We start from the raw sequence: 24691 nt of genomic DNA, 5'->3' as shown, positions 1-24691 counted from the left end.
CGTGGCATGACTGCGTGCCCGGTGGCTCAGTCTCCAGCTAATGGTCTCGCCTCTGACTAGGCAAACCTTCTAATAGAGACGTTCGGGGTTGTCAGCGTTGAGCTCTGCGAATTGTTCACCCAAACGCGCCGGTGTGTCGGTAGGGGCCAAGATGACGCCGCCTACGCCAGTAGAGCCAGCGCCGGAGCCTTGGTAGTTCTCGTAGAACATCTGGATGACGTTGCCAGTATTAGGAGGGCCTGGGAAGCCTGCTGCCTGTGGACACATTTCGGAGGCGGGACTGCCCCAAAAGCCAGCTGGGTTGCTTTGATCCTCAGTCGTCTCCCAGCCATTCACATCACTTGCAGCTACAGTGCGGCTGCAACCTGCATCCCCATCGCTGGACGCACTGGTCGAAGGGCCGTTGATGCGGGGCTGTTCAAACCCAAGGTTCAAGAAGCTGCGCTGTACCGTCTGCGCCATGGCGGGGCTGCCCGCCATCAGCAACCCGCCGCAGCAAGCCAAGGCAAGCAGACGCATCAGACCATCTCGCCATGCGGATGACACTATAAGTTGGAACTGCACTGTTGGATTCCCCTGGGAAACTGACCACAGGACACGGTTTTTTGGCCATCCTTGGTGAATCACTCGGCTCATTCCTGGCTGGAAGAACGGCGTTCTATCGCAGTTCGCGACCATCGCCGTAAGCCTTCCGGCAGTTTTCCCTCTCTATCGGGTGCACGAGAACGCCCTGAAGCCTCAGGCGGGGCTTGGTCAGCCGGCACTCCCGCGATTTTTCAGTCCGCCGGATGATATATAAGCAAATCCCATGCCAGTGGCTTTGGCGGCTAGTTCTATTCGTGCAGCCGACGAACGCTGGCAAACACCGTGATTTCCTCACGGTCGTGGTAGAGCTGCTTGGCTCGGAAGGTCAGTGGTCGGCCAGCCTCTGCGGCAAACAGTGACAAACAGCGCTCGGTCTCCTGCCAGCGTTTCTTCATCGGCAGTTTGAGGTTGAAGATGGCATGACGGCACCAGCCCTGGGCGAACCACTCGGCCATGCGGTCGGCCACTCGGATGGGCTGCTCCACCATGTCGCAGACCATCCAGTCCAGCGGGGTGGTGGGATGCCAGCGGAAACCATCCTCGCGCAGGTGCTCGACCCGGCCGCCATCCAGCAGTTCGGGGCGCATCGGGCCGTTGTCGATGGCGATGACCCGCAGGCCTTGGCGCACCAAGACCCAACTCCATCCCCCCGGTGCTGCGCCCAAATCGGCGGCACGCATGTCCTCCTTCATCAAGCTGGCGCATTCGTGCGCGCTCAGCAGGACCAGCAAGGCCTCTTCCAACTTCAACGCGCTGCGTGATGGCGCATCGGCATGCATCTTCAAACGCGGAATCCCGAGCGGCCACGGTGCGCTGTCGGCAGGGTCGGTCTGGGCGAGGAACGCGTGATCGCCATCGACGAAGGCCACATGCAGGCGGGGCAGGTCCATGTCCTCGCGCTGGGTCAGCAAGCCTGCCTTGCGCAACGCCGGGCGCAGCGCATTGCCAAAACTGCGCGCCAGGCCGGCGAGGGGCTTGCCTGCTTCTGAATCCGGGTGCTCCACCCACAGGTCACCGAAGCGCGTGCCGTGGGTTTTCAGTACCTCGATCATCGGGGTGATGCGATCACTTGGGGGCAAATCCCGCAGCTCTGCGATCACAGGTAATTTTTGCCGCGCGAAGATCAGGGACTCCCAAGGCAGCGCGGCATTGAGGGTCACGCCGTCTTCGGCATGGAACACGACGTAGCCGCTATTGCGTTCCGTCTGCGCGTAGCCGGGGATGCCGGCCTCGGCCGCACGTGCGGTGAGTTCTGCCGCGAGATCCGGCTCGAAGCCGCTTCGACACCAGCACAGGAGGCCGTCCATGCGTCAGTAGTTCGCGCCGCCAAGCAGGCCGTAATCGCGCAGCACGGTGCGCGCGGCCTCGCGTTCGACATCGCGCACCACCTCGATGCCGCGACGCTCCAGCTCGCCGATCCAGTCGGCCGGTAGCGGGCCTTCGTCGAATTCGGTGAGGGATTCGACATCCTCACTACGCGCACCAATCAACAAGCGGTCGATGCCGGCCCAGATGCTCGCGCCATAGCACTGGCAGCAAGGTTGGGCGGAAGTCGCCAAGGTGATGGGTGCGTAGCGGCTACCATCGTCATTGAGGTTCAAGCGTGCGCGCTGCATGCGTTGCTGCGCCAGCATGAAGGCCATCATCTCCGCGTGCGCGACGGAACAGTTCTGCGGCAGCACGCGATTGACGCCGACCGCGATCAGGCGATCATCCGGTGCGAACACGGCGGCGCCGAACGGCCCGCCCGAGCGTGATTCGATGTTGTGGCGTGACAGTTCGATGGCTAAAGCGACCTTCGCTTCATCCCCCGGATAGCGCTCAGCAAAATCGAAGTCGTGGACCCAGGCGGGCAAGGTCAAATGTTGTTGCAGTGGCAGCATCACAAGGCACTCGCTTGGCTATCGGCGGCGCATTGCCCGCTGACGCATTTACAACCGCTGATTTGCGGGAAGCCGCAGACCGACGCCATGCCGGATTTAGCGCACTGCGCTTGTACCGCTTCCGGGTTGGTTTGGGCGTTGACGTTCACGCAGGCCGGGTAGTGGCCGCAGCAGTTGCCGACATTCTTCACCGTGCAGTCGGCATCGGTCTTGCAGCTGCGATTGACCACCGAAGGATCCGCGCCGATCGGCCGTGGCTGTACGGGCTTGTCGAAGGGGTTGGTCGGGAAGTCGCCGGGTGGCGAATCCTTGGCCGTCGTCGGCGCAGTACAGCCGGTGATCAGCACCAGCAGCAGGCATGCGAGCAACGCGAAGACGATCCGGCGCATCTCAGCCTTCCTTCTGCATCCAGGTATCACGCAGGGTTACTGCGCGGTTGAACACAGGACGTGAAGACGTGTGATCGCGACGGTCAGCGACAAAGTAGCCCGTGCGCTCGAACTGGAAGCGTGTCTCCGGCGCAGCGGTGGCCGCCGCGGCCTCGACATAGCCATGCACCACGCCGCGCGATTCCGGGTTTAGGTAATCGCGATAGGTCTTGCCTTCACTATCGTCATCCGGATTCGGCACGGTGAACAGGCGGTCGTACAGGCGGAACTCCGTGGGGATGCCAGTCGCGGCATCGACCCAATGGATGGTGCCCTTGATCTTGCGGTTCGCGCCTTCCATGCCGGGGCGGGATTCGGGATCCAGCCAGCCACGCAGTTCGACGATGTGGCCGGCGTCATCTTTGATCACTTCGTCGCAGCGCACGATGCCGGCGCCGCGCAGGCGCACTTCGCCGCCCGGCACCAATCGCTTCCAGCCCTTCGGCGGTTCTTCGACAAAGTCATCGGCATCAATCCACAACACGTTGGAGAAGCCAATCTCGCGGCTGCCCATCGACTCGTCTTTGGGATGATTGGAGAACGTCAGCGTCTCGCGATGATCCTCCGGCAAGTTGGTCAGCACGAACTTGAGCGGGTTGAGCACCGCCATGCGACGCTCGGCGCGGCCATCCAGATCCTCGCGCAGGGTGTTTTCCAGCACCGTGTAGTCAATCGTCGAGTTCTGCTTCGACAAGCCGAGGCGAGAGACGAAGAGCTTCAATGCGTCCGGCGTGTAGCCGCGACGACGGATGCCCTGCAGCGTCGGCATGCGAGGGTCATCCCAGCCATCCACCAGGCCTTCGTTCACCAGCGCCATCAACTTGCGCTTGGACATCACGGTGTAATCGAGATTGAGGCGCGAGAACTCGATCTGGCGCGGCTTGGCTGCTTCCATCGGCAAGCCTTTCTCGACCAATGGCGCAAGCAATTCGGGATGCTCGTGCAGCTTCACGTTGTCCACGGCCCAGTCGTACAGCGGGCGGTGGTCCTCGAACTCCAGCGTGCACAGCGAGTGGGTGATGCCTTCGATCGCGTCCGACAGCGAGTGCGCGTAGTCGTACATCGGGTAGATCGGCCACGCATCGCCCGTGTTCTGGTGCTCGACATGCTTGATCCGGTACAGCGCCGGATCGCGCAGGTTCATGTTGGGCGATGCCATGTCGATCTTCGCGCGCAGCGTGCGTGCACCATCCGGGAACTCGCCCGCGCGCATGCGACGGAACAGGTCCAGGTTTTCTTCGACCGAACGCTCGCGATAAGGCGAGGCCGTGCCCGGCTCGGTCAAGGTGCCGCGCGTGGCGCGCACTTCTTCGGCGTTGAGGTCGCAGACGAACGCCTTGCCATCGCGGATCAGTTTTTCGCCGGCCAGATACAACACGCCGAAGTAATCGGAGGCATGGCGCAGGTCGTGCCATTCGTAGCCCAGCCAGTGCACATCGTCCTGGATCGCCTCCACATACTCCGGGTCTTCCTTGGCCGGGTTGGTGTCGTCGAAGCGCAGGTTGCAGTCGCCACCAAATTCAGACGCGATGCCGAAATCGGTATGGATCGCGCGCACGTGGCCCAGGTGCAGATAGCCGTTGGGTTCCGGCGGAAAGCGCGTCTTGATATGCGTGTGCTTGCCGCTGGCCAGGTCCTCGCGGACGATGTTGCGGATGAAATCGGTGCGCTCGGGCGCGGGGGCGTGGCTGTCGGTCATGAGGGCGGCGAATTCGCTCGAATCTGGGGAAGCTGCGCCCAGTTTACCGTTATGCTGGCCAGGCCCTCTCGCGGAATCGTCCATGCGCACGGTCTATCAGGCGCTCAACCCCATCGATGCCCATCTGGTGAAGCATGCACTGGAGGATGCCGACATCCCGGCCTTCGTGCTGGGCGAGCATCTGGTCGGTGGGATGGGCGAGTTGCCGGCCACCGGATTCGTCGAAGTACGCGTGCCGGATGACTGGGTCGAAGAAGCCCAAGCGCTGCTCAAGACCCTGCCGCTGCTGAATGATGCCGGCGAGTCCGCCGAAGTGGATGAGGACGACGAAGGCTGGCTGCCGGCATGAGTGCCGCAGGCCTGCCTGACCACACGCCACGTCGCGCCGCCATAGTCCAACTGCTGATCGGTGCTGCAATCATCGGCACCAACGGGCTGATGGTGCGCTTCGCCGACACGCCGCCCACGGTCTCTGCGTTCTGGCGGATGTTTCTGTCCGGCATCTTGCTGGCATTGCTGGTGCAATTCCGCCATGGCTGGCAGCCCTTGTCGAAGCAGGCGTGGGCGTGGATCGCGCTGCCTTCGATCGCCTTCGCCATCGACCTGTGGATGTGGCACCGGAGCATCCTCATCGTCGGGCCGGGCCTGTCCACCTTGCTGGCCAATGCGCAGGTGTTCTTCATGGCGCTGGCCGGCGTGCTGTTCTTCGGCGAGAAGCTCACCCCGCGTTTCATCTTCGGCGTGCTGCTGGCGTTCTTCGGCCTGTGGCTGCTCTTGGGCGGCGATTGGGCCACGCTGCCGGACGAATACCGCTGGGGTGTGTGGCTGGGCCTCGCCACTGGCGTGGCCTATGCGGCCTACAACATCGGCATCAAGCGCTCGCAGGCGGAGGCCGCTGTCACCTCGCACCGAGCGCCGGTGGAGCAGGTGCTGTGCCTCGCGGCATTCGGTTCCGCCGCCTGCCTCGGCGTGATGGGGATGGTCGAAGGCGCTTCGTTCGCCATCCCGTCCTGGAAATCCTTCGGCATCCTGCTCACCCTCGCGGCGATCGGCCACTGCCTCAGCTGGATCCTGATCTCGCGCTCGATCGCGGTGCTGTCGGTGGCGATGGTGGGCCTGTTGCTGCTGTTCCAACCGATGGTGGCTTACTTGCTGGATGTCGTCTTGCTCGACCATCCGACTTCGCCGCGCCAATGGCTGGGCTTGTTGGTGACGATGGCCGGCATCTTCGTCGCGGGGCTGAAGCCCATTCGACGCACGCCGCCCGCCGAAGCCTGAGCCTTACTCCACCGCGACCGCGCAGACCTGGATCACTTCGCAGCCGCCGGGGCCGTGATCGCTGCGCGTGGTCGAACTGCGCCAACGCCAGCCGTCTTTCGCTTGAACTTCCACCAGCCAGCCATCGATGCGCACGCGCTGGCCGGGCTTGATCGCGGAAAGCGCTTGGGCGATGTCGCGATTGGCCGGGATCATGTGCATGTTGGCGCTTTCCAGTCGCACCTGATTGATCGGGATCGGCGGCGACTCGGTCCAGCGCGTGTAGTACCAACGATTCTGTTGGCCGACTTGCAACATCGACAACACATCGTCATCGCGCATCCGCCCCCAGCCCAGTGCCAGATCGACCGGCGAAAACTCGGCTTCGCGGTCATCCTGATAACGGCGTGATGACAACACGCGCGCATCCACGCTGAAACCGGCGAGTGGTTGCAAGCGCCCCTGCGGATGTTTGAAAGGCGAAAGGCCCGTTGGCACCGGCGACTGCGCCGGCAGCGCGGGCGTGGCGATTTGCGTGGGCATCGGGCAGCCCGGCGCCGCGACTTGCTTGCGGGGGACGAACGACTTTGGCGTCGGCCGCATGGCCGCTTCGATCTTGGCCGGGTCACGCAGTTTCGGCTCGGGTGCCTGCCGCGTCTGCCACCACCAACCGCCGCCCGCGATGCCGGCGGTCGCGGCCAAGCCTAGCGACAAGTTTCTTGCACGGCTCATGCCGCCTCGTCAGTCCTTGAGAAGCGTCGACGATAGCGAGCGCAATGTTTGCGCGATGTCAGTGAGTAGCTCGCTCATCGCCGAGCTCTTGCGCCAGACCAGCGCGATGCTGCGGCGGGGCGCTTCGCCCGCGAACGGGATCAGGCGCAGGTGGTCGGGTTGCGCGATGGGCGGACGCGTCGCCAGCTCTGGCAACAAGGTGATGCCGGCACCCGCCGCGACCATCTGCCGCAGCGTTTCCAGACTGGTGGCGCGGAAGCCGGCTTTCTCGTGCGCGCCGGACAGGCGACACACATCCAGCGCCTGATCGCGCAGGCAGTGGCCGTCTTCGAGCAGCAGCAGTGTCTGGTCATCGAGTTCATTGATGCCGATGTCGCGACGCTCGGCGAATGCGCCGTCTTCGCGTGTGGCGAGCAGGAACGGTTCATCGAACAGCGATTCGGCATGCAGCTGGTCATCATGAATCGGCAGCGCAAGCAAGGCGGCATCGATGCGGCCCTCGCGCAGCTGCGCGATCAACGCGTCGCTCTTTTCCTCGACCAGCAGCATTTCCAGGCGCGGGAATCGCTGCTGCAATGCCGGTACTGCATGCGGCAAGAAGTACGGTGCCAGCGTGGGGAACGCGCCCAAGCGCAAGGTGCCGGATTCCGGGTCCTGGCTGCGGCGGGCGAGGTCGCGCATCGATTCGACCTCGCCCACGATGCCGCGTGCACGCGCCACGACTTCGCGGCCGATGGGCGTCAGCATCACCTTGCGCGGCGCGCGCTCGAACAACTGCACGCCGAGCTCATCCTCCAGCTTCTTGATCTGGGTGGAGAGCGTCGGCTGGCTGACGAAGCTGGCCTCGGCCGCCTTGCCGAAGTGGCGATGATCGGCCAGGGCGACCAGGTATTTGAGGTCGCGCAGGTTCACGCGGCTTGCGCCTGCGCAACCGGGGCGGAGGTCCGGATCAGGTGATCAAACGCCGACAGCGAGGCCGTCGCGCCTGCGCCCATCGCGATGATGATCTGCTTGTACGGCACCGTGGTCGCGTCACCTGCCGCCAGCACGCCGGGCAGCGACGTCGCGCCGCGGTCATCAATGACGATCTCGCCACGCGGGCTCAAGCTGACGCCGCTGTCCTTCAACCACTCAGTGTTCGGCAACAGGCCGATCTGCACGAAGATGCCTTCGAGTTCGACATTGTGCTTTTCACCCGTGGTGCGGTCTTCGTACACAAGGCCGGTGACCTTGCTGCCATCGCCCAGCACTTCGGTGGTCAACGCCGAGGTGATGATGGCGACGTTGGGCAGGCTGCGCAGCTTGGCTTGCAGCACTTCATCGGCGCGCAGTTGGCTGTCGAATTCGATCAAGGTGACATGGCCAACGATGCCGGCGAGGTCGATCGCGGCCTCCACGCCCGAGTTGCCGCCGCCGATCACCGCCACGCGCTTGCCCTTGAACAACGGGCCATCGCAGTGCGGGCAGAACGCCACGCCCTTGGTCATGTACTGGTCTTCGCCGGGCACGCCCATCTTGCGCCAGCGCGCACCGGTCGAGACGATCACGGACTTCGCCTGCAAGGTCGCGCCGCTCGCGGTGGTCAGGCGGAAGCCGTCATCGGTTTTCTCAAGCTTTTCCGCGCGCTGCAGGTTCATCACGTCCACCTCGTAGTCGGCGACGTGGGCTTCGAGGGCGGTGGCCATCTGCGGGCCTTCGGTATGACTCACCGAAACGAAGTTCTCGATGGCGAGCGTGTCCAGCACCTGGCCGCCGAAGCGCTCGGCCAGGACGCCCGTGCGGATGCCCTTGCGTGCGGCATAGATCGCCGCGGCAGCGCCCGCCGGGCCGCCACCGACGACGAGGACATCGAACGGGGCTTTTTCGCTAATCGCCTTCGCGGCTTTCTCGCCCGCGCCGGTGTCCAGCTTGGCGATGATCTCCGCCATGCCCATGCGACCGGTGCCGAACGGTTGGCCGTTGAGCAGCACGGTGGGCACGGCCATCACGCCGCGCTCTTCCATTTCATCACTGAATGCCGCGCCATCGACCGCGCTGTGACGGATGCGCGGGTTGAGCGCGGCCATCGTGTTGAGCGACTGCACCACGTCCGGGCAGCTTTGGCAGGACTGCGAGAAGAACGTCTCGAAGTGCAGCTCGCTGTCCGGGCCATTGCCTTCCAGCGACTTGATCCGCGCGATGTCGTCCTCGGTGAGTTTCGGCGGGTGCTTGCCGACATGCAGCAATGCGAGCACCAAGGAGGTGAATTCGTGGCCAAGCGGCAGGCCGGCGAATTCCACACCGATGTCGGCATCCGCGCGGGTGATGCGGAAGCTGGGCAGGCGGCTGCCGGGCTCGACGCCCGCTTCGCCCGCATCCTTCAGTGAAATGCGACCCGCGCCGGCATCGACGATGTCGCCGAGCAGCGCGCGCATGTCGCGGCTGGCGTCGGTGGCATCCAGCGTGGCGATCAGGGTCAGCGGTGCCTGCAGACGTTCCAGGTAGGCGGCGAGCTGGGCTTTGAGTTCGGTATCAAGCATGTCGGACTCCTTGGGGATGTTGGATCGTTGAAGTCAAAAATCGGGTAGGCGTGGCCATCGCGCCGTTGGCACGGGAGGCGATGAGAGGGCTGGGAAAAAGGCGCGAGACGAAGCGACATCACCCCTTCTTCCCAACCCTCTCCGAAGCACGGAGAGGGCGGGTTATCGCAACGGATTACAGCGTGACGAGCGATGCGCAGGCGTAGTCGCAAGCTGCGGAGGAAGGGGAGTGGACCGAGAGTCCACGACCCTTTCGAGCAAGCGCAGCGGCATAGCCTCCGCGAGCGCAGTAGCTGTAATCAGATTTTGCCGACGAGGTCGAGCGACGGCTTCAGGGTTTTTTGACCTTCCTTCCACTTGGCCGGGCACACTTCGCCGTCGTGGTTGGCGACGTACTGCGCGGCCTGCAGCTTGCGCAGGGTTTCGGTGACGTCACGTGCGATGGCGTTGTCGTGCACTTCCATCGTCTTGATCACGCCGTCCGGGTTGATCACGAAGGTGCCGCGCAGGGCCAGGCCTTCTTCCGGGATCAGCACGTCGAACGCCTTCGACAGGGCGTGGGTCGGGTCGCCGACCAGGGCGAACTTGGCCTTGCCGACGGCCGGCGAGGTCTCGTGCCACACCTTGTGCGAGAAGTGGGTGTCGGTGGTGACGATGAACACCTGGGCGCCGGCCTTTTCGAACTCGGCGTAATGATCGGCGGCGTCTTCGATTTCGGTCGGGCAGTTGAAGGTGAAGGCAGCAGGCATGAAGATCAGGACCGACCACTTGCCCTTCAGATCGGCCTCGGTGACGGAGATGAATTCGCCGTTCTTGAATGCATTGGCCTTGAACGGCTGGACTTCGGTATTGATCAGGGACATCGATAACTCCTGTGGATGAATGCGGGGGGCTTGATTGAGATCGGGCAGGGGGATACCTGTCCGACTGCAATAGGGTAGGCATCATCCATTGATAATTCAAATCGATAGTTGGAATTCTATCGATAGATATCAGCTATCGATATGGGAAGCCGCATCAATCACAGGGCTCGCCAACTGGCTGCGTCGGCGATGCGCCGGGGCTTGTTGCAACAGCGTTTGGGCGGATGTCGCATCAATCGGTGACAGGTCGGCCAGCGGGCGGAACTCCCCACCGATCCACGCCGCCAGCGGCACGCCATCGCGCAGCAGCAGCCGGTTGCCCGGGGTGCGTGGCACCTTGTCGCCGGGCAGGAGGGTGCCGACCAGGTTCAGCGGATCGGTGGCCGAGAGCACCAACATCGCGCCATCGGCCTCGCGTTTGCGGACCTGACGCAGCACGGCGACGGCCTCGGGCAGGGCGAACTGCTCACCGACAAGGCCCGCGACGAAGCGCCCGCCGCGCACCTCGCCACGCGCCTCCATCCGTCGATACACGCGCAGCAACTCGCGCCACGGTGGCAGCCAGCCGGCTTCGCGCTCCAAGAGGCGCCAGCAGACCATGCCATAGCGACGCAGCAGGACGCGGGCGACGTGCTCCAACGCGGTGTCAGGGGTATCGGCCTCGTCCAGCAGCGGGCGGCGCAGCAGCGACCAACGGCCTGCATCGTGGATACCGGATACCCGTCCGCGTCGCAATCGATTCGAGGCCTTCGGCCGTTTGCCCTGCGGCAGCAGCAAGGCACGAAGGCCGGCAAAGCTGTCACAGCTGACCATGCCGCGTGCGACCAGTTCCGCGAGCGCGTCTTCAAGTTCAGTCTGCAACAGACGCGATTCATTGAGCAACTCGTCGAAGAAAAGCGCGCCGTGATGTTTCAACGCCTCCGCCACCTTGGCCGCGCGCGATGACAGCGCCGCCGCATCGGGCTCGGCTGCCAGCCGCATCCACGTGGCTTGCTCGCGCCGCGGCAGCAGGACAATCGGCGTGGCGCGCACGGGCGATTTTCCGCTGCTGCCTTCAACAGCCGGCCGCAGACGTGACCAACGCACGCGGCCGGCGCTGCATTGCTCATCCAGCCAGTGAATCGAGTAATCGGCGAGGCGCGCGGGAAGGAGTTCGGACTCCCATGCACCTGCAGCCGCTTCATAACCTTCCAGTTGGCCGAGTACTTTCGACAAGGCCTCAGGCCCGCGCAGGCGCGTATGCGGCGCGACATGCTGCCAATCGCACAGGAAACGCATGAAATCCTGCGGCGAGACGGGTTCGATCTCGCGCCGCAATCGCCCCAGGGTCAGGCGGTGCACGCGCGCCAGCAGGTTCCGTTCGCACCACTGCTCGCCGTCGATGGTTTCGTCGAAGTGACCGCGCATCGCATAGCCGTCGCGCTCCAGTGCAGCGAGCGCCAGCTCGATGTCGCTGGCGGGTATGGCGAGGGTGTGGGACAGGTGCGCGGTGGTGATCGGGCCGCTGGCGGTCAGGCGCATGCGCACCCATTCGCGTAGGGCGTCTTCGCGTGGCCAGTCTTGCGCGGCGTATTCCGCTGGCGCGCTGATCGGTGGATCGAGGTTGGCCTGCGCGTGCACGGCGCTGATCATCGGTAAGCGCTCGGCGGCGACCCAAAAGCGCGTGTGGTCGATGTCGAATCGGGTCGCGCGTCGTGCTTTGGCCAGTGCATCGAGCAAGCCGGCCCAGCCGCTGGCATCCGCTTCGTCATCGCGAATCGCGCCGAGGCTCATCAAGGCATCGTGAGCCTCGTCGACGTTGCGGGCCTGCGGCCATGCGTCTTCGCGCACTTGCTCGATCGCTGCGACATCCAATTTGCCAAGGTCGCGCGCTTGCTCGGGATCGGTATAGCGGCGCGTCTGCACGGCCTGTGTGCGGCGTTCTTCCAGCGGTGCATCGTCAAGGAAAGCATACGGCGCGGCGTTGAGCACTTCGGCGGCGAAAGGCGAGGGCGCAGTCAGGTCACGCGTGACGATCTCGATGTCGCCGGCCTCCAGCCGACGCAACATCGCCAGCCACCCTTCGCAATCCATCGCTTCTTCAAGGCAGTCATGCAGCGTTTGCGCCACCAGCGGATGGTCGGGCACTTCGCGCTCGCCGACGATGTTCTCCAGGCATGCGACTTGATCCGGGAATACCGTTGCCAGCAAGTCTTCCGATTTCATGCGTTGCAGTTGCGGCGGCACTTTCTTGCCGCCGGTGAAGCGCGGCAAGGCCAGGGCATTGGTCGCATTCCAGCGCCAGCGTGCGGGGAAGAGCGGTGCATCCAGCAAGGCTTGCACCAAGACATCCTGCGCCGAGTTGGAGTGCAAGAACTTGGTCACATCCTCCAAGGGAAAGCTGTGACTGGTGGACAGCGAGAGGATGATCGCGTTCTCGGTGGCGGCGGCTTGCAGCTCGAAGTTGAAGCTGCGACAGAAACGCTTGCGCAGCGCGAGCCCCCAGGCCTTGTTGATGCGCGAGCCGTGTGGCGAATGGATGATGAGCTGGGTGCCGCCGGATTCGTCGAAGAAACGCTCCATCCCCATGCGCTCGCGCGTGGGCAAGAGACCAAAAGCGATGAGTTGCTCCGCGCAGTAATCGACGATTTGGCGAGCCGCAGCTTCGTTCAAATGCACGTCTTGGATCAGCCAGCGCAGGGCGGCATCACTGCCGCTGACTTCGATGCGTTCGGCGATGGTCGAGCGCAGGCGTGAGACGCCCAGCGAGAGCTCATCCGTGCGGCCCGGCGCTTCGCCCAGCCAGAATGGAATTGACGGCGGCAGGCCTTCCGCGTCTTCCACGCGCACACGGCCAGGCTCCACGCGCAGGATGCGGTAACTCGCATTGCCTAATTGAAAGATGTCGCCGGCCGCGCTTTCGATGGCGAAGTCTTCGTTGACCGTGCCGATCTGGATGGAAGCCGGATCGAGTACCACGGCGTAGTCGCCGGTGTCGGGAATGGTGCCGCCGGACATGGTCGCGGTCATGCGCGCACCGGCGCGGCCACGCAACACGCCGTGCACCGCATCGCGATGCAGCCACGCGCCGCGCGTGCCGCGCCGTGTGGTGAAGCCGTCGGCCAACATGCGTACGACATCGTCATAGGTGTCGCGCGTGAGTGTTGCGTACGGCCAAGCGCTACGCAGGCACTCGTAGAGCGCGTCTTCTTTCCACTCGCGGCAGGCGACCTCGGCGACGATCTGCTGCGCCAGCACGTCCAGTGGTGCGGGCGGCATGATCAGCGCGTCCAATTCACCGCGCCTGACGCAATCGAGCAGCGCCGCGCATTCCACCAGTTCGTCGCGCGTCGTGGCGAACAAACGCCCCTTCGGCACGCCGCCGACATGGTGGCCAGCGCGGCCCACGCGCTGCAGGAAGGCGGCGATGGAGCGGGGCGAACCGATCTGGCAGACCAGGTCGACATCGCCGATATCGATGCCGAGCTCCAGCGATGCGGTCGCCACCAGCACCTTCAGCTGGCCGGCCTTTAAACGTTGCTCTGCATCGAGCCGTAGTTCTTTGGCCAGCGAACCGTGATGCGCGGCGACATGCTCCTTGCCAAGCAGGTCGCCCAAATGGCGCGATGCACGCTCGGCCATGCGACGTGTGTTGACGAACACCAGCGTGGTGCGGTGTTCGGCCGCGAGCGCGGCGATGCGTTGGTAGATCTGCTCCCACTGGTCATTGGAAATGACCGCGGTGAGCGGTGTAGGCGGGACTTCGAGTGCGAGGTCGCGCTTTCGATCATGGCCGATGTCGATGATGCGGCAGTGGGCCTGGCCATCGGCATCCACATGACCCGCGCCGACGAGGAAGCGAGCCACGGCATCGATGGGCTTTTGCGTCGCGGATAGGCCGACGCGTTGCAGCGAGCGGCCGGTCAGTGCTTCGAGTCGTTCCAACGACAAGGCGAGATGACTGCCGCGCTTGCTTTGCACTAGGGCATGGATTTCATCGACGATCACGCTGCGTACCGAAGCCAGCATCGCGCGCCCCGATTCCGAGCCCAGCAACACGTATAACGATTCCGGCGTGGTGACCAGGATATGCGGCGCCTGTTTGCGCAAGGCGGCGCGCTCGGCCTGCGGGGTGTCGCCAGTGCGCACGGCGGTGCGGATCTCGACATCGGGCAGGCCCAGATGCGTGAGTTCCTCACGGATGCCGGCCAGCGGCGCTTCCAGATTCAGATGGATGTCATTGGAGAGCGCCTTCAGCGGCGAGATGTACAGCACCTGCGTCGCATCGGTCAGCCCGTGCGCCAGGCCTTCGCGCACCAGCGCATCGATGGCGGCAAGGAAGGCGGTCAGCGTCTTGCCTGAGCCGGTGGGCGCGGCGACCAGCACATGCTCGCCCGCGGCGATCGCTGGCCATGCCTCGGCCTGCGCCGGTGTGGGCGCGGGGAAGCGCCGTGCAAACCAACCGGCAACCGCCGGGTGGAAGGGCGCGAGGGCAGGAGGAAGCGGCATCCCACGATTATCCGCTGCATGGCCGGTGCAGGCCTGAACGCAGGGCAGCGGGGTGAAATCGAGACGGAACTGGGCAGCCATCGCGCGAGCGTGCGCGCGGAGCGTCTCGCCAGGTGAGACGGACCCGTAAGCTATGCGGATGTCGCATAGCCCCATCCCCCTTGCCGAAGCGTTGCGTGCCGCTGCGACACGCATCGACCGCATTGATGCGGAATTGCTGCTGTTGCATGTCTTGGGCCGCGACCGAACATGGCTATTTCTGCACGAGCAAGATGGCTTGGGCGATGCCGATGCGGCCGCGTTCGCGGCCTTGGTCGCGCGGCGCGAAGTCGGCGAGCCGGTCGCTTACTTGAGCGGCACGCGCGGCTTTTGGACGCTCGATCTCGCAGTCACGCCCGACACGTTGATTCCGCGCCCTGAGACCGAGCTGCTCGTGGAACTGGCGCTGGAACGCATCCCGCAGGATGTCGACGTGTGCATTGCCGATCTTGGCACCGGCAGCGGCGCGATTGCGCTCGCCATCGCCAGCGAGCGGCCACGTGCGCAGGTGGTGGCCACGGATTTCAGTGAGGCCGCGCTCGCCGTCGCACGCCAAAATGCAGAGAGAAATCACATTGCCAATATCGAATTCCGTTTAGGCAGTTGGTTTGCGCCGCTGGCAGGCGAGCGATTCGATTTAATCGCCAGTAATCCGCCTTACATCGAGTCTGGCGACCCGCATTTGGGTGAAGGTGACTTGCGGTTTGAGCCTATGACGGCGCTGGCTTCGGGTGTTGATGGATTGGATGACCTGCGCGTGATCGCCAATCAGGCGACATCCCACCTCAAACCGGATGGCTGGCTACTGGTCGAACACGGTTGGAATCAAGGCGCATCCGTGCGTGCTTTGTTCGAGACAGCCGGCTTCGCTGATGTGCAAACGGCCCGCGATCTGGAAGGCCGCGACCGCATCACGCTGGGGCGTCGCATTTGAGCTAGGCGATACACTGTCGTCTTTTCGCACGCGGAGCCCGCCATGCGCACGTTGTATCCCCCGATCGAGCCGACCAAGAGCGGCATGCTCAAGGTCGATGACCGTCACACCCTATATTGGGAGGAGTGCGGCAATTCCGATGGCAAACCGGTGGTGATGTTGCATGGCGGTCCCGGCGGCGGTTGCAACGCCGCGATGCGCCGCTTCCACGATCCGTCCAAGTACCGCATCGTGTTGTTCGATCAGCGCGGCGCGGGCCGCAGCACGCCGCATGCGGACTTGAACGACAACACCACATGGGACCTGGTCGCCGACATCGAGCGCATCCGCGAGATGCTGGAGATCGAACATTGGCAAGTGTTCGGTGGCAGCTGGGGTTCAACGTTGGCACTGGCCTACGCGCAAAAACATCCTGAGCGCGTCACCGAGCTGGTGCTCCGCGGCATCTTCATGTTGCGTCGCTGGGAGCTGGAATGGTTCTATCAGGAAGGCGCATCGCGCCTGTTCCCGGACCAGTTCGAGCCCTATCGCGAATTCATCCCAGAAGCCGAGCGTGGCGACTTGATGGCGGCGTATCACAAGCGTCTCACCAGCGATGACGAAGCCGTGCGTCTGGAAGCTGCGCGCCGTTGGAGCATCTGGGAAGGTGGCACCAGCTACCTCGAAGTGCCCGAGGACTACGCCGACAGTCACGGCGATGCGCAATTCGCGCTGGCTTTTGCGCGGATCGAGAACCATTACTTCGTCAACAAGGGGTTTTTCGAAGTCGATGATCAGCTGCTGCGCGACGTCGATCGCATCAAAGACATTCCCGGTGTGATCGTGCATGGACGTTACGATGTCGTGTGTCCGGTCGCCAATGCCTGGGATCTGCACAAGGCTTGGCCGAAGGCAGAGCTGATGATTTCACCGACCGCTGGGCATTCGGCGTTCGAAGCGGAGAACATCGATGCCTTGATCCGCGCCACCGATCAATTCGCGCCGAAAGCGCTGTAATCCGCATCGAGGAGTGATCACATGAGTGACGACAACGACGAGATCATCGTCAAGGACAGCAACGGCACGCGTCTGACCGATGGTGACAGCGTTACCTTGATCAAGGACCTGAAAGTGAAGGGCACCTCGGTCACGCTCAAGCGTGGGCAGTTATGCAAGAACATCCGCCTGACCGATGACGAAGACCTGATCGAATGCAATGTCGACAAGGTCAAGGGCTTGGTGTTGCGGACCGAGTTCATCAAGAAGGCTTGAGACCTCAAAACGCCGCCGCGGTCAATCCGCGGCGCGGCTGCCGTCGGGGTTGTGTTCGATCATCCACAACCCAGCCCAGAGTTTGAGATCCAGCTCAAAACCCTCGGCATGCTTTTGCATCAGCCAGCGCGGCGCTTCGACGCGTGGCACCGCATGCACGATGATGTCTTCGCTATCCACGCCGCCACCAGCGCCTACTTTTACCAGATCACGCGCACGCACGAAGGCGATGCGCTCGTTGCTCATGCCGGACGAAGTCGGTCCGGTCAGTAGCACATCCACACGACGCGGCTCCCAACCGGTTTCTTCGATCAATTCACGCCTTGCTGCAGCCTCCAGCGAATCATGCTCATGGTCGTCGCCGACGAGGCCGGCAGGCATTTCGATGGTGCGCGCCTGTAATGGCATGCGGTATTGCTCGACGAATAGCACTTCATCGGCGGGTGTCACCGCGATCACGATGACCGCCATGCCGTTGCCGCCGTGGCAGCGCTCGACAGCCTCCCATTTGCCGCGTTTGACCAGCCGCAGCCAGTCGCCTTGATAGAGGATTTCCAGATCGTCGTTCATATCGTGATGCTAGCTGGCGAGCGGGGAGGATGCGATGACAATCAAAGTTGTGTGGCTGCCTGCAGACGGCGACGGGTCAGTGGGCCCAGGCGCGCACGCTCGGCGAAATCGTCCAACGCGGCTTCATCGGCAGTACGCCGCGCGAAGGGCGGTGCATGCGGCATCAATGGCGCATCCAGCGCGATGCGGGTGAGTTGCAGCCAGAGCGGCAAAAGCTCGCGTTGCTCGTGCAGGCGGCGTGCGGTGGTGGCCGCGCCACGCAAGCGCAAAAAAGCGACTTCGTCGATGCGATTGGATAATTCATCCAGACTGCCGAAATGCGAGATCAATGCCGCCGCCGTTTTATGCCCTATGCCATTGACACCGGGAATGTTGTCGACGGCGTCGCCGCATAGCGCCAAATAATCGGCGATCTGGTGCGCGTGCACGCCATGCCGCGCCTTGACGCCCCCCGCGCCCCAACGCTGTCCGCGGGCGAAATCGAACTGCTCATCGCCGTCTTGCAGAAGTTGCGAGAGGTCTTTGTCGGCAGAAACGATCACGCCGCGAAATCCATCCTTGCGTACGGATTTAAGCGCGCTGCCGATCAGGTCATCGGCCTCGTATTCGCCGTGGGCCAAGGTCACGATGCCCATCGCTTCGCATAATTCCTTGCAGTAGGCAAATTGACGCATGAGTTCTTCCGGCGCTGGCGGCCGGTTGGCTTTGTATTCGGGATAAAGACGGTTGCGGAAGCAAGAATCAAGTGCTTCGTCGAAGGCGACGACCATGTGACGCGGACGTTCGCGTTCGATCAACTCCAGCAAGAAGCGCGTGAAACCCTGAACCGCATTCAGTGGCCAGCCGTCGGCATCGTGCCATTCGTCCGGCATCGAGTGCCAGGCGCGAAAGACGTAGAGCGAAGCATCGATCAGATGGAGAGTGGGGCGCACGGCAGTCCCCGTCATGCTTGCCAGTCGCTCAGCAGGGAGGCAGCGTCCGGGCGATCACGCTCCGGTGCTTCCATCTGTGCGGTACCTATATGGATGAAGCCAACGATCGCTTCATCCTTTCTCACTCCCAAGCGTTGGTGGATTTCAGGGTCGAGGGAGGCCCAGCCGGTCAGCCATTGCGCGCCGAAGCCCGCTGCCTGCGCGGCCTGCAGCAATGCGAAGCATACGCAGCTCGCGGTGGAGAAGCGCTCGCTGGCTGGAATTTTTTCATCATAGCCTTGTTCTGCGATCACCGTCACGATCACAGGCGCGAAACTGAAACGTTCACGCTCTTTCTGGATCACCGCGTTGCTGGCTTCTGGGTCGAGCGCCAATTTGCGCGATGCCAGCAACTCGCCCATCACGTTTCGCGCATCGCCCGCGATGCGCAAGAAACGGAAGGGCACGCGCTTGCCGTGGTCGGGTACGCGGCTGGCGGCTTGCAGCATCGCCAGGAGTTGCGCCATGTCCGGGCCGGGTTCGGCCAGTTGGCGGGAGGGCACCGAGCGGCGCTGATCTAGGCAATCAAAAGTCATGGCGTCATCGAATTGGGATGGACATCTCAGCGCTGTCGCCGCCGGGATTGGTAACGTCCATTCTAGTTTTATGAGGGATGGGGATGTTCATGGGGCACGCGCCTGACTTCTTGGACGGTGTCCACGCGACTGCCGATGCCGAGCGTCTGCATCGACAGGCGGCTCGATTGGGCGCGGAGTGGTTGAGTGCGCCGCTATCCAGCTTCTGGACCCGACTTGCCAGCGAATGGGCGACCCGCAGTGTCGCCACCACCAATTACTCGACGCATCAGGCGGACATGGAGGCCGTGCGCGCGCTGGTGGCGCAGGAGAAAGCCTGGGCCGCTCAACTGCGCAACGGTCTGGAAGATGCCGCGCTGGCTTGGCGCAACCATCAGGTCATCGCCTCGCGCACGCTGAGTTTGATGTCGGAAATCGAGTTGTCCGCGCATCTGCATGCGCAGCAACTCGCCGGTGATCTGGAGAAGATGCTGGCCGATTCGCTTGAAGCCTCCGATCGCCGGGTCGCGGCGCTGGCGTCGAGCCTGGGCATGCGCCCGGGAGCCGGCAATCCGTGGGCGCCCGAGACGATCCTGCGCGTGTTTGCCCAGTCCTTGCCGCTGGATGATTTCAGCGCGACGCTGGTCCCGGCGACCTTCGACGACCTGCGCAAGCGTTTGCCTGCCTTGGTGCGCGATGTCTTGCCGCGCATCTCCACTTTGCTGGAGGGCGGCGGCATCGTGGCCGCGCCTTCGGGTCTGAACGCATCGCCTTCTGCCACTGTGCAGTCCGTGCAAAACGAAGCGATTAACCCTATGCCCCAGCATACGGATGCCTTGCGCCATGACATCGTCGCCAACTTGCGTGCGCGGCCTTCGGTGGAGCCGGCATCTGCAGCTTCGGTCGGGCATGTGCCGCGCCGTGACGAAGGGCTGCCGCGCTACCGTGACATCGTCCACGAACATCTCGCCCAATGGCGACAGCGTGCGCAGGCAGCGGGCACGTGGCGGGCGCACAAGCCGGCGGGCCAGGGTGTGCACGTGCTGCGCAGCGCGGAAGTCATGACGATGGCCTCGGTGTTGCAAGGCGAAGACCCTGCGCCTTTCGCGACGGCCTTGGCGCGTGATGGTGGCAGTTCGCTGCAATGCGTGATCCGCGAAGAAATGCTCAAGGCCGCTGTGCAGCTTGGCTTTGATCGCGAGCAAACCCAGTTCAGTCAGGACGATGAAGATGCCATCGATTTGGTCGCCATCCTCTTCGACACTTTGGCCGACAGCAACGACCTGATGCCACGTGGTACGCAGATGTTGGGCAAGCTGGTACTGCCATACGTCAAAGTCGCGGTGATGGATGACTCCTTGTTCAATCGTCGTAGCCACCCGGCGCGCCGCTTGCTGGATGCACTCGCCGAAAGTTGTGACGGCAACGCAGGCGAAAGCGCGCCGCATCGAGAGATGTTGACTCGGGCCGAGGCAGTAGTCGATCAGGTCGTCGCGCGTTTCGAAGAGGATCAAGCCATATTCGAGCTGGCGGCCAAGGAGCTGCGGGATTATCTGGAGCAGCAACGCCTGCGCGCCGAGATCGCCGAACGCCGCATGGCCGAAGCCCTGCACGGCCGCGAGCGACTGCATTTCGCACGACAGGATGCTCATGCGGAGCTGGTCTCGCTGGCGCGTGGCCGCTCCCTGTCCGAGGCCTGCCACCACTTCCTTGAGCAGATCTGGCAAACCGCCTTGCTGCACGTATGGCTGCGCTACGGTGCAGACACCGCGCGCTACCGCGCGATGCGCAGCCTCGGCGCGACCCTGATCGAGCTGGATGTTGCCGGGGCCGAGCTCCAGGCCGACAAGTTGGCGCGGGGCTTCATTGGCCAGTTGGTGCCACTGCGCGAATGCCTGTCCTTGTGCGGCCATGTGCATGAAGCCGCCGAGGAAGCCATCGCGCGGCTGTGTGCTGGTCTGGCCAATCCTGATGCCGAGCGTCGGCCACGTGATTGGATGCCGCTCTTGATGGAAGCAGCATCAGATGACGTGCCTGAGCCGGGTTTGCGTTTGGTCAGTGCGCGCGAGACGCCGGAAGACCCGGTATTGGTCGCGCGTCTGCGCAAACTGCGTGCGGGTCAGGGGCTGCGCATTCGTGAAGAAGAGGGTCATGAGTCCGCCGCCAAGATCGCCTGGGTCAGCCCGCTGACGGGTCGTTTTCTCATCGTCAACCGGCGCGGACTGCGCAAACTGGTGGTGTCGGCGGAGGAATTGGCGGCGCTGGTCGGGCGCGGTGAAGTCGTCATCCGTGCGATCGAAGCGCCGGTGGACCACGCGATGCGGCAGGTCTGGGAGCAGTTGCGCGCGGCGAGCTGACAAGGCCGGCTGAAGCCTCATCGCCAATCCGGTTAGGATGCAGATAACGACGCATTCCGGGGTAAAGCGATGGCGGTGAAGATCGGCGTGGCGAGCGAGACGGCCAACGGTGAAAAGCGCGTGGCGCTGACACCGGAAACCTGCGGGAAACTGGTGAAAACCGGAGCCGAGGTGGTCGCTGAGCGTGGTCTGGGTCGTGGCGCGCACTTTCCTGATGATGTTTATGCTGCCGCGGGCGCCAAGTTGGTGGACGATGCGGCTGCCGCCTTGTCCGATGCGGATTTGGTGTTCTGTGTGCAGCCGCCGGATAACGCGCGTATCGCCTTGTTGAAGCAGGGCGCGACCCTGGTCGGCGGCGTACAACCGGAGGCCGATTCCGCACGTGCCGAAGCTCTGCGCGGACGCGGCATCATCACCTTCCCACTCGAGCGTTTGCCGCGCACCACGCGCGCGCAGGCGATGGATGTGCTCAGCTCACAGGCGGGCATGGCGGGCTACAAGGCGACCTTGATCGCTGCCGAACTTGCACCACGATTTTTTCCGATGCTGACCACGGCCGCCGGGACCATCCGTCCATCCAAGGTGCTCATCATCGGTGCAGGTGTCGCCGGCTTGCAGGCGATTGCCACCGCCAAGCGCCTCGGCGCGCAGGTCGAAGGCTTCGACGTGCGGCCGGAAACACGTGAACAAATCGAATCATTGGGTGGCCGCTTTCTCGATCTTGGCGTCAGCGCCGCAGGTGAGGGCGGTTATGCGCGCCAGCTCACCGATGAAGAGCGCGCCGAACAGCAACGCCGTTTGGGTGAGCATCTGAAAAGTGTCGATGTCATCGTCTGCACGGCCGCGGTGCCGGGCCGTCCTGCGCCGAAGATCATCAGCGCCGAGATGGTGGGGATGATGCGGCCGGGCAGCGTGATCGTCGATCTGGCCGCCGAGAGTGGTGGCAACTGCGCACTGACCGTGCCGGGCGATGCCATCGAGACCGATGGCGGTGTCACCGTGGCCGGGCCGCTCGGCTTGGCTTCGATGGGCGCATTGCATGCCAGCGAGATGTACGCACGCAACGTCTACAACTTCGCCAGCCTGCTGTTAGGCGAAGGGGCACTGACCTTCGACTGGGAAGACGAGTTGCTGGCCAAGACCGTGTGGCCACCGCGCGATGCGGCGACCACCGGCTGAGGCTTATTGCTTGGGCTGCGGCCCTTTGTGCCCATGACGACGGGGCGCGTGCTCGCGCATCCATGTCTCACGTTGCTCCGGCGACATCTTGGCCCAACGATTGCGTAAATCCTGACGCTGTTCTGCGTTCATATCGCGCATCGCATGGAACAAGGCGAAGGCTTCACGACGTTCCTGCGGCTTCATGTCGCGGGTCTTGTTGTAGAGCACGCGCATCTGCGCCTGCTGCTCAGGACTGAGGCGGTGAAAGCGCTTCATCCCTACGCGTGCATTGGCGCGTTCTTCAGCCGGCATGTCACGCCAGCGAGTTGCGTGGTCCAGCATGCGCTGGCGCTGCTCGGTATCCGCCAGATTCCAGCGGTCGCGTACCGGCTGCAACAGCAGCTCACGCTGTGTGGCGTCCAGTTGATCCCAGTTCCCGGGTGGCGGCGCGGATTGCTGGGCGAAGGCGGGCGCAGCGATCATCATCAGCACGGGCAGGGCAAGGTGCAGCATTTTCATCGTCATCACTCCATCGCCAGGTTGCGGGCTTCTTCAGTGCCCAGCCAAGCGTAAAAATCGGGGTTTCGGGTCAAGAGTTCAGTGGCGGCATCATCGTCATTGACCGCGACGCTGGCCGCATCGACCGCGGCTTGCGCGCTGGGTGCATCGGACGCCGGGCTTATCGAATTGAAGCTGGGCGACCACCACAGGCCCACCGCCAAGGCCAGGCTGGCGAACGCACCAGCAGCTGGCAGCCACCAGTTCTTCCGCTGCGGCTGCGCGCGTTTGCGCTGCGCGGCCATGCCGGGGGTCAATTGCATCTGCAGCGGGCCGGGCAGGTGGGCGGCGGCATCGCGCCAGGTGTGGCGCAGAGCGGCATCGAATTGATCAGGGGGTTGCGTGTTCATCGCCAATCTTCCAGTTGTTTTTGTAGCGAGCCGCGGGCGCGGGACAGGTGGGTTTTCACTGATCCCTCGCTGCAGCCCATGATCGCGGCGGTTTGTGCCACGTCGAACTCTTCCAGCACGCGAAGTGTGAAGGCCTCGCGTTGGCGGTCGGGCAGGGCGCGCATCGCCTCGCGCATCCGCACCCAGGCTTCGCGGCTGTCATGGCTGCGGGAAGGATCCGGGTCGGTGTCGGCCCATTCCATCTCGCTGCCATCATCGAGCGTTGCAGAACCCATCCAGCCAAGGCGAAACCGCCGCCTGCGCTGCGCATCGATGATGCGTGTGCGCAGGATTCGCCAGAACAAAGGCGACCATTCTTCGGCCGGGCGGTCGCGATAGCCCAGCATCTTCATCATCGCTTCCTGGACCACGTCCAATGCGTCCTCGCGATGGCGCAATCCCAGCTCGGCAAAGCGGAACGCGCGGGCGCTAACTCCGGACAAAAAGCTGTCCAGCGTCTCTATCGGCGCTACCTCTGCCACCTGGCTTTCCACCCGGTTCTCCATCCTGCTCAAACAGGGTTCCTTTCCAGCATCGGGGCACACGTGGGCGGGTTCATGCAAGGGGGTCGAGGATGCAAACGCTTGTTGGCACGGCAGGTTGACCGTGGGCGGCGACGTTCAGCGATGGTTATGATGCGGGAAACACGGTGGAGACGAAGCGATGTCGGATGGGTTCGTGGCGCTGTACATCTTCATGCTGGCGGCGATCGCTGGTCACGTGATCATTTCGCGGGTGCCGGTGATCCTGCACACCCCACTGATGTCGGGCTCCAACTTCATCCACGGGATCGTCTTGATCGGCGCAATGGTGGTCCTGGGCCATGCAGACACCACGGCCGAGAAGGCGCTGGGTTTCATCGCCGTGCTGCTGGGTGCGGGCAACGCCGCCGGCGGTTACGTCGTCACCGAGCGGATGCTGGAGATGTTCAAGCCCAGCCAGAAGGCCGCGCCCAAGCAGGTGGAGGGTGACAAATGAGCCGTGATGTTGCTTCGGTGCCGGTCCGCGCGCACGCATCGATGCGTAACATTTTTCAAGGGCTGAGCTATCTGCAATACCCGGCGCTCATCGTCGCGCTGGGCTACATCTTCAAATCGGGGTTGGCGGTTGCCTCCATCAAGACCGCCGGTTGGCTGCCGATCTACGACGACTGGAACTACGCCTTGCTGTACGCCGGTGTCGGTATTGGTTTGTCTTCCTTGCAGGACCCGACCAAGACCCAGAACGAGATGTCACGCCGGGTCTGGCAGGACCCGCGCAAGGGCCGTTGGATGTTGATGGTGCTGGCCGCGTATGCGCTGGGGGCGATGGTGTTTGGCCTCATCGGCGCGTACCTGGCCGAGGACACCATCGTCAATCAATTGTCGCTGGGTCTGGTGGCGTTTGGCCTGGGCATGGTGGGCCTACTGAAGACGGCGATCGAGATGCGCGAACACCATCGCATGGACAAGCAGCCCGAAGTGTTTGTTGAAGGAGGCCGCGCATGACTGTC

Annotated in this window: 25 protein-coding genes; 9 read left to right on the top strand and 16 right to left on the bottom strand. The window is 63.6% G+C overall.

Going from position 1 to position 24691, the window contains the following annotated elements; all coding sequences use genetic code 11:
* Window positions 1–69: 69 nt before the first annotated feature.
* From BW989_RS07025 to BW989_RS07005, 5 genes are all read right to left on the bottom strand, one after another.
* Window positions 70–519, bottom strand: a complete 450-nt coding sequence (locus BW989_RS07025; protein ID WP_076586791.1) for a hypothetical protein — start codon at window positions 517–519, stop codon at window positions 70–72.
* Between the two features lie 314 nt (window positions 520–833).
* Window positions 834–1892: a 23S rRNA (cytidine(2498)-2'-O)-methyltransferase RlmM gene (rlmM, locus tag BW989_RS07020; RefSeq protein WP_076586789.1), complete on the bottom strand. Its 1059-nt coding sequence runs from the start codon at window positions 1890–1892 to the stop codon at window positions 834–836.
* 3 nt (window positions 1893–1895) lie between these two features.
* Entirely contained in the window at window positions 1896–2468 is a 573-nt protein-coding gene (locus BW989_RS07015; protein WP_076586787.1) for a nucleoside deaminase, read from the bottom strand.
* On the bottom strand, window positions 2468–2857 hold the full coding sequence (locus tag BW989_RS12910; protein WP_076586785.1) for a hypothetical protein: 390 nt from the start codon (window positions 2855–2857) through the stop codon (window positions 2468–2470). The genes BW989_RS07015 and BW989_RS12910 overlap by 1 nt, the downstream gene beginning before the upstream one ends.
* Before the next feature lies 1 nt (window position 2858).
* Window positions 2859–4595: a glutamine--tRNA ligase/YqeY domain fusion protein gene (locus BW989_RS07005; RefSeq protein ID WP_076586783.1), complete on the bottom strand. Its 1737-nt coding sequence runs from the start codon at window positions 4593–4595 to the stop codon at window positions 2859–2861.
* 82 nt (window positions 4596–4677) lie between these two features.
* On the opposite strand from BW989_RS07005, the gene BW989_RS07000 reads away from it, so the two are divergent.
* Window positions 4678–4944 carry a putative signal transducing protein gene (locus tag BW989_RS07000; RefSeq protein ID WP_076586781.1) on the top strand — a complete coding sequence of 89 codons (267 nt, stop codon included), beginning with the start codon at window positions 4678–4680 and terminating at the stop codon, window positions 4942–4944.
* Window positions 4941–5873 carry a DMT family transporter gene (locus BW989_RS06995; protein ID WP_076586779.1) on the top strand — a complete coding sequence of 311 codons (933 nt, stop codon included), beginning with the start codon at window positions 4941–4943 and terminating at the stop codon, window positions 5871–5873. The genes BW989_RS07000 and BW989_RS06995 overlap by 4 nt, the downstream gene beginning before the upstream one ends.
* Before the next feature lie 3 nt (window positions 5874–5876).
* Here BW989_RS06995 and BW989_RS06990 read toward each other — a convergent pair whose 3' ends face one another.
* The 5 genes from BW989_RS06990 to BW989_RS06970 form a co-directional block, all read right to left on the bottom strand.
* Window positions 5877–6584 (bottom strand): hypothetical protein, encoded by a 708-nt coding sequence (locus tag BW989_RS06990; protein WP_076586777.1) that lies wholly within the window; start codon window positions 6582–6584, stop codon window positions 5877–5879.
* A 9-nt stretch (window positions 6585–6593) separates the two neighbouring features.
* Window positions 6594–7496: a LysR substrate-binding domain-containing protein gene (locus tag BW989_RS06985; RefSeq protein WP_076586775.1), complete on the bottom strand. Its 903-nt coding sequence runs from the start codon at window positions 7494–7496 to the stop codon at window positions 6594–6596.
* A complete protein-coding gene (gene ahpF, locus BW989_RS06980; RefSeq protein ID WP_076586773.1) occupies window positions 7493–9103 on the bottom strand; it encodes an alkyl hydroperoxide reductase subunit F in 1611 nt (536 codons plus the stop codon). The genes BW989_RS06985 and ahpF overlap by 4 nt, the downstream gene beginning before the upstream one ends.
* Window positions 9104–9402: 299 nt before the next feature.
* Window positions 9403–9966: an alkyl hydroperoxide reductase subunit C gene (gene ahpC, locus BW989_RS06975; RefSeq protein ID WP_076586771.1), complete on the bottom strand. Its 564-nt coding sequence runs from the start codon at window positions 9964–9966 to the stop codon at window positions 9403–9405.
* A gap of 129 nt (window positions 9967–10095) precedes the next feature.
* Complete coding sequence (locus tag BW989_RS06970; protein ID WP_076586769.1) at window positions 10096–14454, bottom strand: DEAD/DEAH box helicase; 4359 nt, start codon at window positions 14452–14454, stop codon at window positions 10096–10098.
* A 139-nt stretch (window positions 14455–14593) separates the two neighbouring features.
* Here BW989_RS06970 and prmC point away from each other — a divergent pair, with 139 nt between their 5' ends.
* From prmC to BW989_RS06955, 3 genes are read left to right on the top strand one after another with little or no spacing between them, the layout of a single operon-like run.
* Window positions 14594–15427, top strand: a complete 834-nt coding sequence (prmC, locus tag BW989_RS06965) for a peptide chain release factor N(5)-glutamine methyltransferase (RefSeq protein WP_076586767.1) — start codon at window positions 14594–14596, stop codon at window positions 15425–15427.
* A 42-nt stretch (window positions 15428–15469) separates the two neighbouring features.
* Entirely contained in the window at window positions 15470–16423 is a 954-nt protein-coding gene (pip, locus tag BW989_RS06960) for a prolyl aminopeptidase (RefSeq protein ID WP_076586766.1), read from the top strand.
* Between the two features lie 21 nt (window positions 16424–16444).
* Entirely contained in the window at window positions 16445–16678 is a 234-nt protein-coding gene (locus BW989_RS06955) for an alkylphosphonate utilization protein (protein WP_076586764.1), read from the top strand.
* Window positions 16679–16699: 21 nt separating this feature from the next.
* Here BW989_RS06955 and BW989_RS06950 read toward each other — a convergent pair whose 3' ends face one another.
* Genes BW989_RS06950 through BW989_RS06940 form a run of 3 tightly spaced genes read right to left on the bottom strand, consistent with a single transcriptional unit; the run spans window position 16700 to window position 18755 of the window.
* Complete coding sequence (locus BW989_RS06950) at window positions 16700–17248, bottom strand: NUDIX hydrolase (protein ID WP_076586762.1); 549 nt, start codon at window positions 17246–17248, stop codon at window positions 16700–16702.
* 41 nt (window positions 17249–17289) lie between these two features.
* Window positions 17290–18195, bottom strand: coding sequence for a 5'-3' exonuclease (locus tag BW989_RS06945; protein ID WP_076586760.1), 906 nt, complete (start codon window positions 18193–18195; stop codon window positions 17290–17292).
* The gene (locus tag BW989_RS06940) at window positions 18192–18755 is read right to left on the bottom strand and encodes a nitroreductase family protein (protein ID WP_076586758.1); all 564 of its coding nucleotides are present in this window, start codon (window positions 18753–18755) and stop codon (window positions 18192–18194) included. Before BW989_RS06940 ends, BW989_RS06945 begins: the two co-directional genes overlap by 4 nt.
* Window positions 18756–18844: 89 nt before the next feature.
* Between BW989_RS06940 and BW989_RS06935 the strand changes: the two genes are divergently transcribed.
* Window positions 18845–21091, top strand: coding sequence for a DUF1631 family protein (locus BW989_RS06935; protein WP_165688570.1), 2247 nt, complete (start codon window positions 18845–18847; stop codon window positions 21089–21091).
* A gap of 69 nt (window positions 21092–21160) precedes the next feature.
* Window positions 21161–22270 carry an NAD(P) transhydrogenase subunit alpha gene (locus BW989_RS06930; protein WP_076586754.1) on the top strand — a complete coding sequence of 370 codons (1110 nt, stop codon included), beginning with the start codon at window positions 21161–21163 and terminating at the stop codon, window positions 22268–22270.
* A gap of 3 nt (window positions 22271–22273) precedes the next feature.
* On the opposite strand, the gene BW989_RS06925 is transcribed toward BW989_RS06930, so the two are convergent.
* Genes BW989_RS06925 through BW989_RS06915 form a run of 3 tightly spaced genes read right to left on the bottom strand, consistent with a single transcriptional unit; the run spans window position 22274 to window position 23705 of the window.
* The gene (locus BW989_RS06925) at window positions 22274–22771 is read right to left on the bottom strand and encodes a DUF3106 domain-containing protein (RefSeq protein ID WP_076587239.1); all 498 of its coding nucleotides are present in this window, start codon (window positions 22769–22771) and stop codon (window positions 22274–22276) included.
* Window positions 22772–22776: 5 nt separating this feature from the next.
* Window positions 22777–23160, bottom strand: a complete 384-nt coding sequence (locus tag BW989_RS06920) for a hypothetical protein (protein WP_076586752.1) — start codon at window positions 23158–23160, stop codon at window positions 22777–22779.
* Window positions 23157–23705, bottom strand: coding sequence for an RNA polymerase sigma factor (locus BW989_RS06915; protein WP_076586750.1), 549 nt, complete (start codon window positions 23703–23705; stop codon window positions 23157–23159). Before BW989_RS06915 ends, BW989_RS06920 begins: the two co-directional genes overlap by 4 nt.
* A 157-nt stretch (window positions 23706–23862) precedes the next feature.
* Here BW989_RS06915 and BW989_RS06910 point away from each other — a divergent pair, with 157 nt between their 5' ends.
* Together BW989_RS06910 and BW989_RS06905 are read left to right on the top strand one after the other, a co-directional pair.
* Entirely contained in the window at window positions 23863–24177 is a 315-nt protein-coding gene (locus BW989_RS06910; RefSeq protein WP_076586748.1) for an NAD(P) transhydrogenase subunit alpha part 2, read from the top strand.
* A complete protein-coding gene (locus BW989_RS06905; protein ID WP_083688354.1) occupies window positions 24174–24686 on the top strand; it encodes a hypothetical protein in 513 nt (170 codons plus the stop codon). The genes BW989_RS06910 and BW989_RS06905 overlap by 4 nt, the downstream gene beginning before the upstream one ends.
* Window positions 24687–24691 lie beyond the last annotated feature (5 nt).

The sequence above is a fragment of the Solilutibacter tolerans genome, from assembly GCF_900155935.1.
GTDB lineage: Bacteria > Pseudomonadota > Gammaproteobacteria > Xanthomonadales > Xanthomonadaceae > Solilutibacter > Solilutibacter tolerans.
Note: the sequence above shows the minus strand (reverse complement) of the source record. Positions and strands in the feature narration are given on the sequence as shown.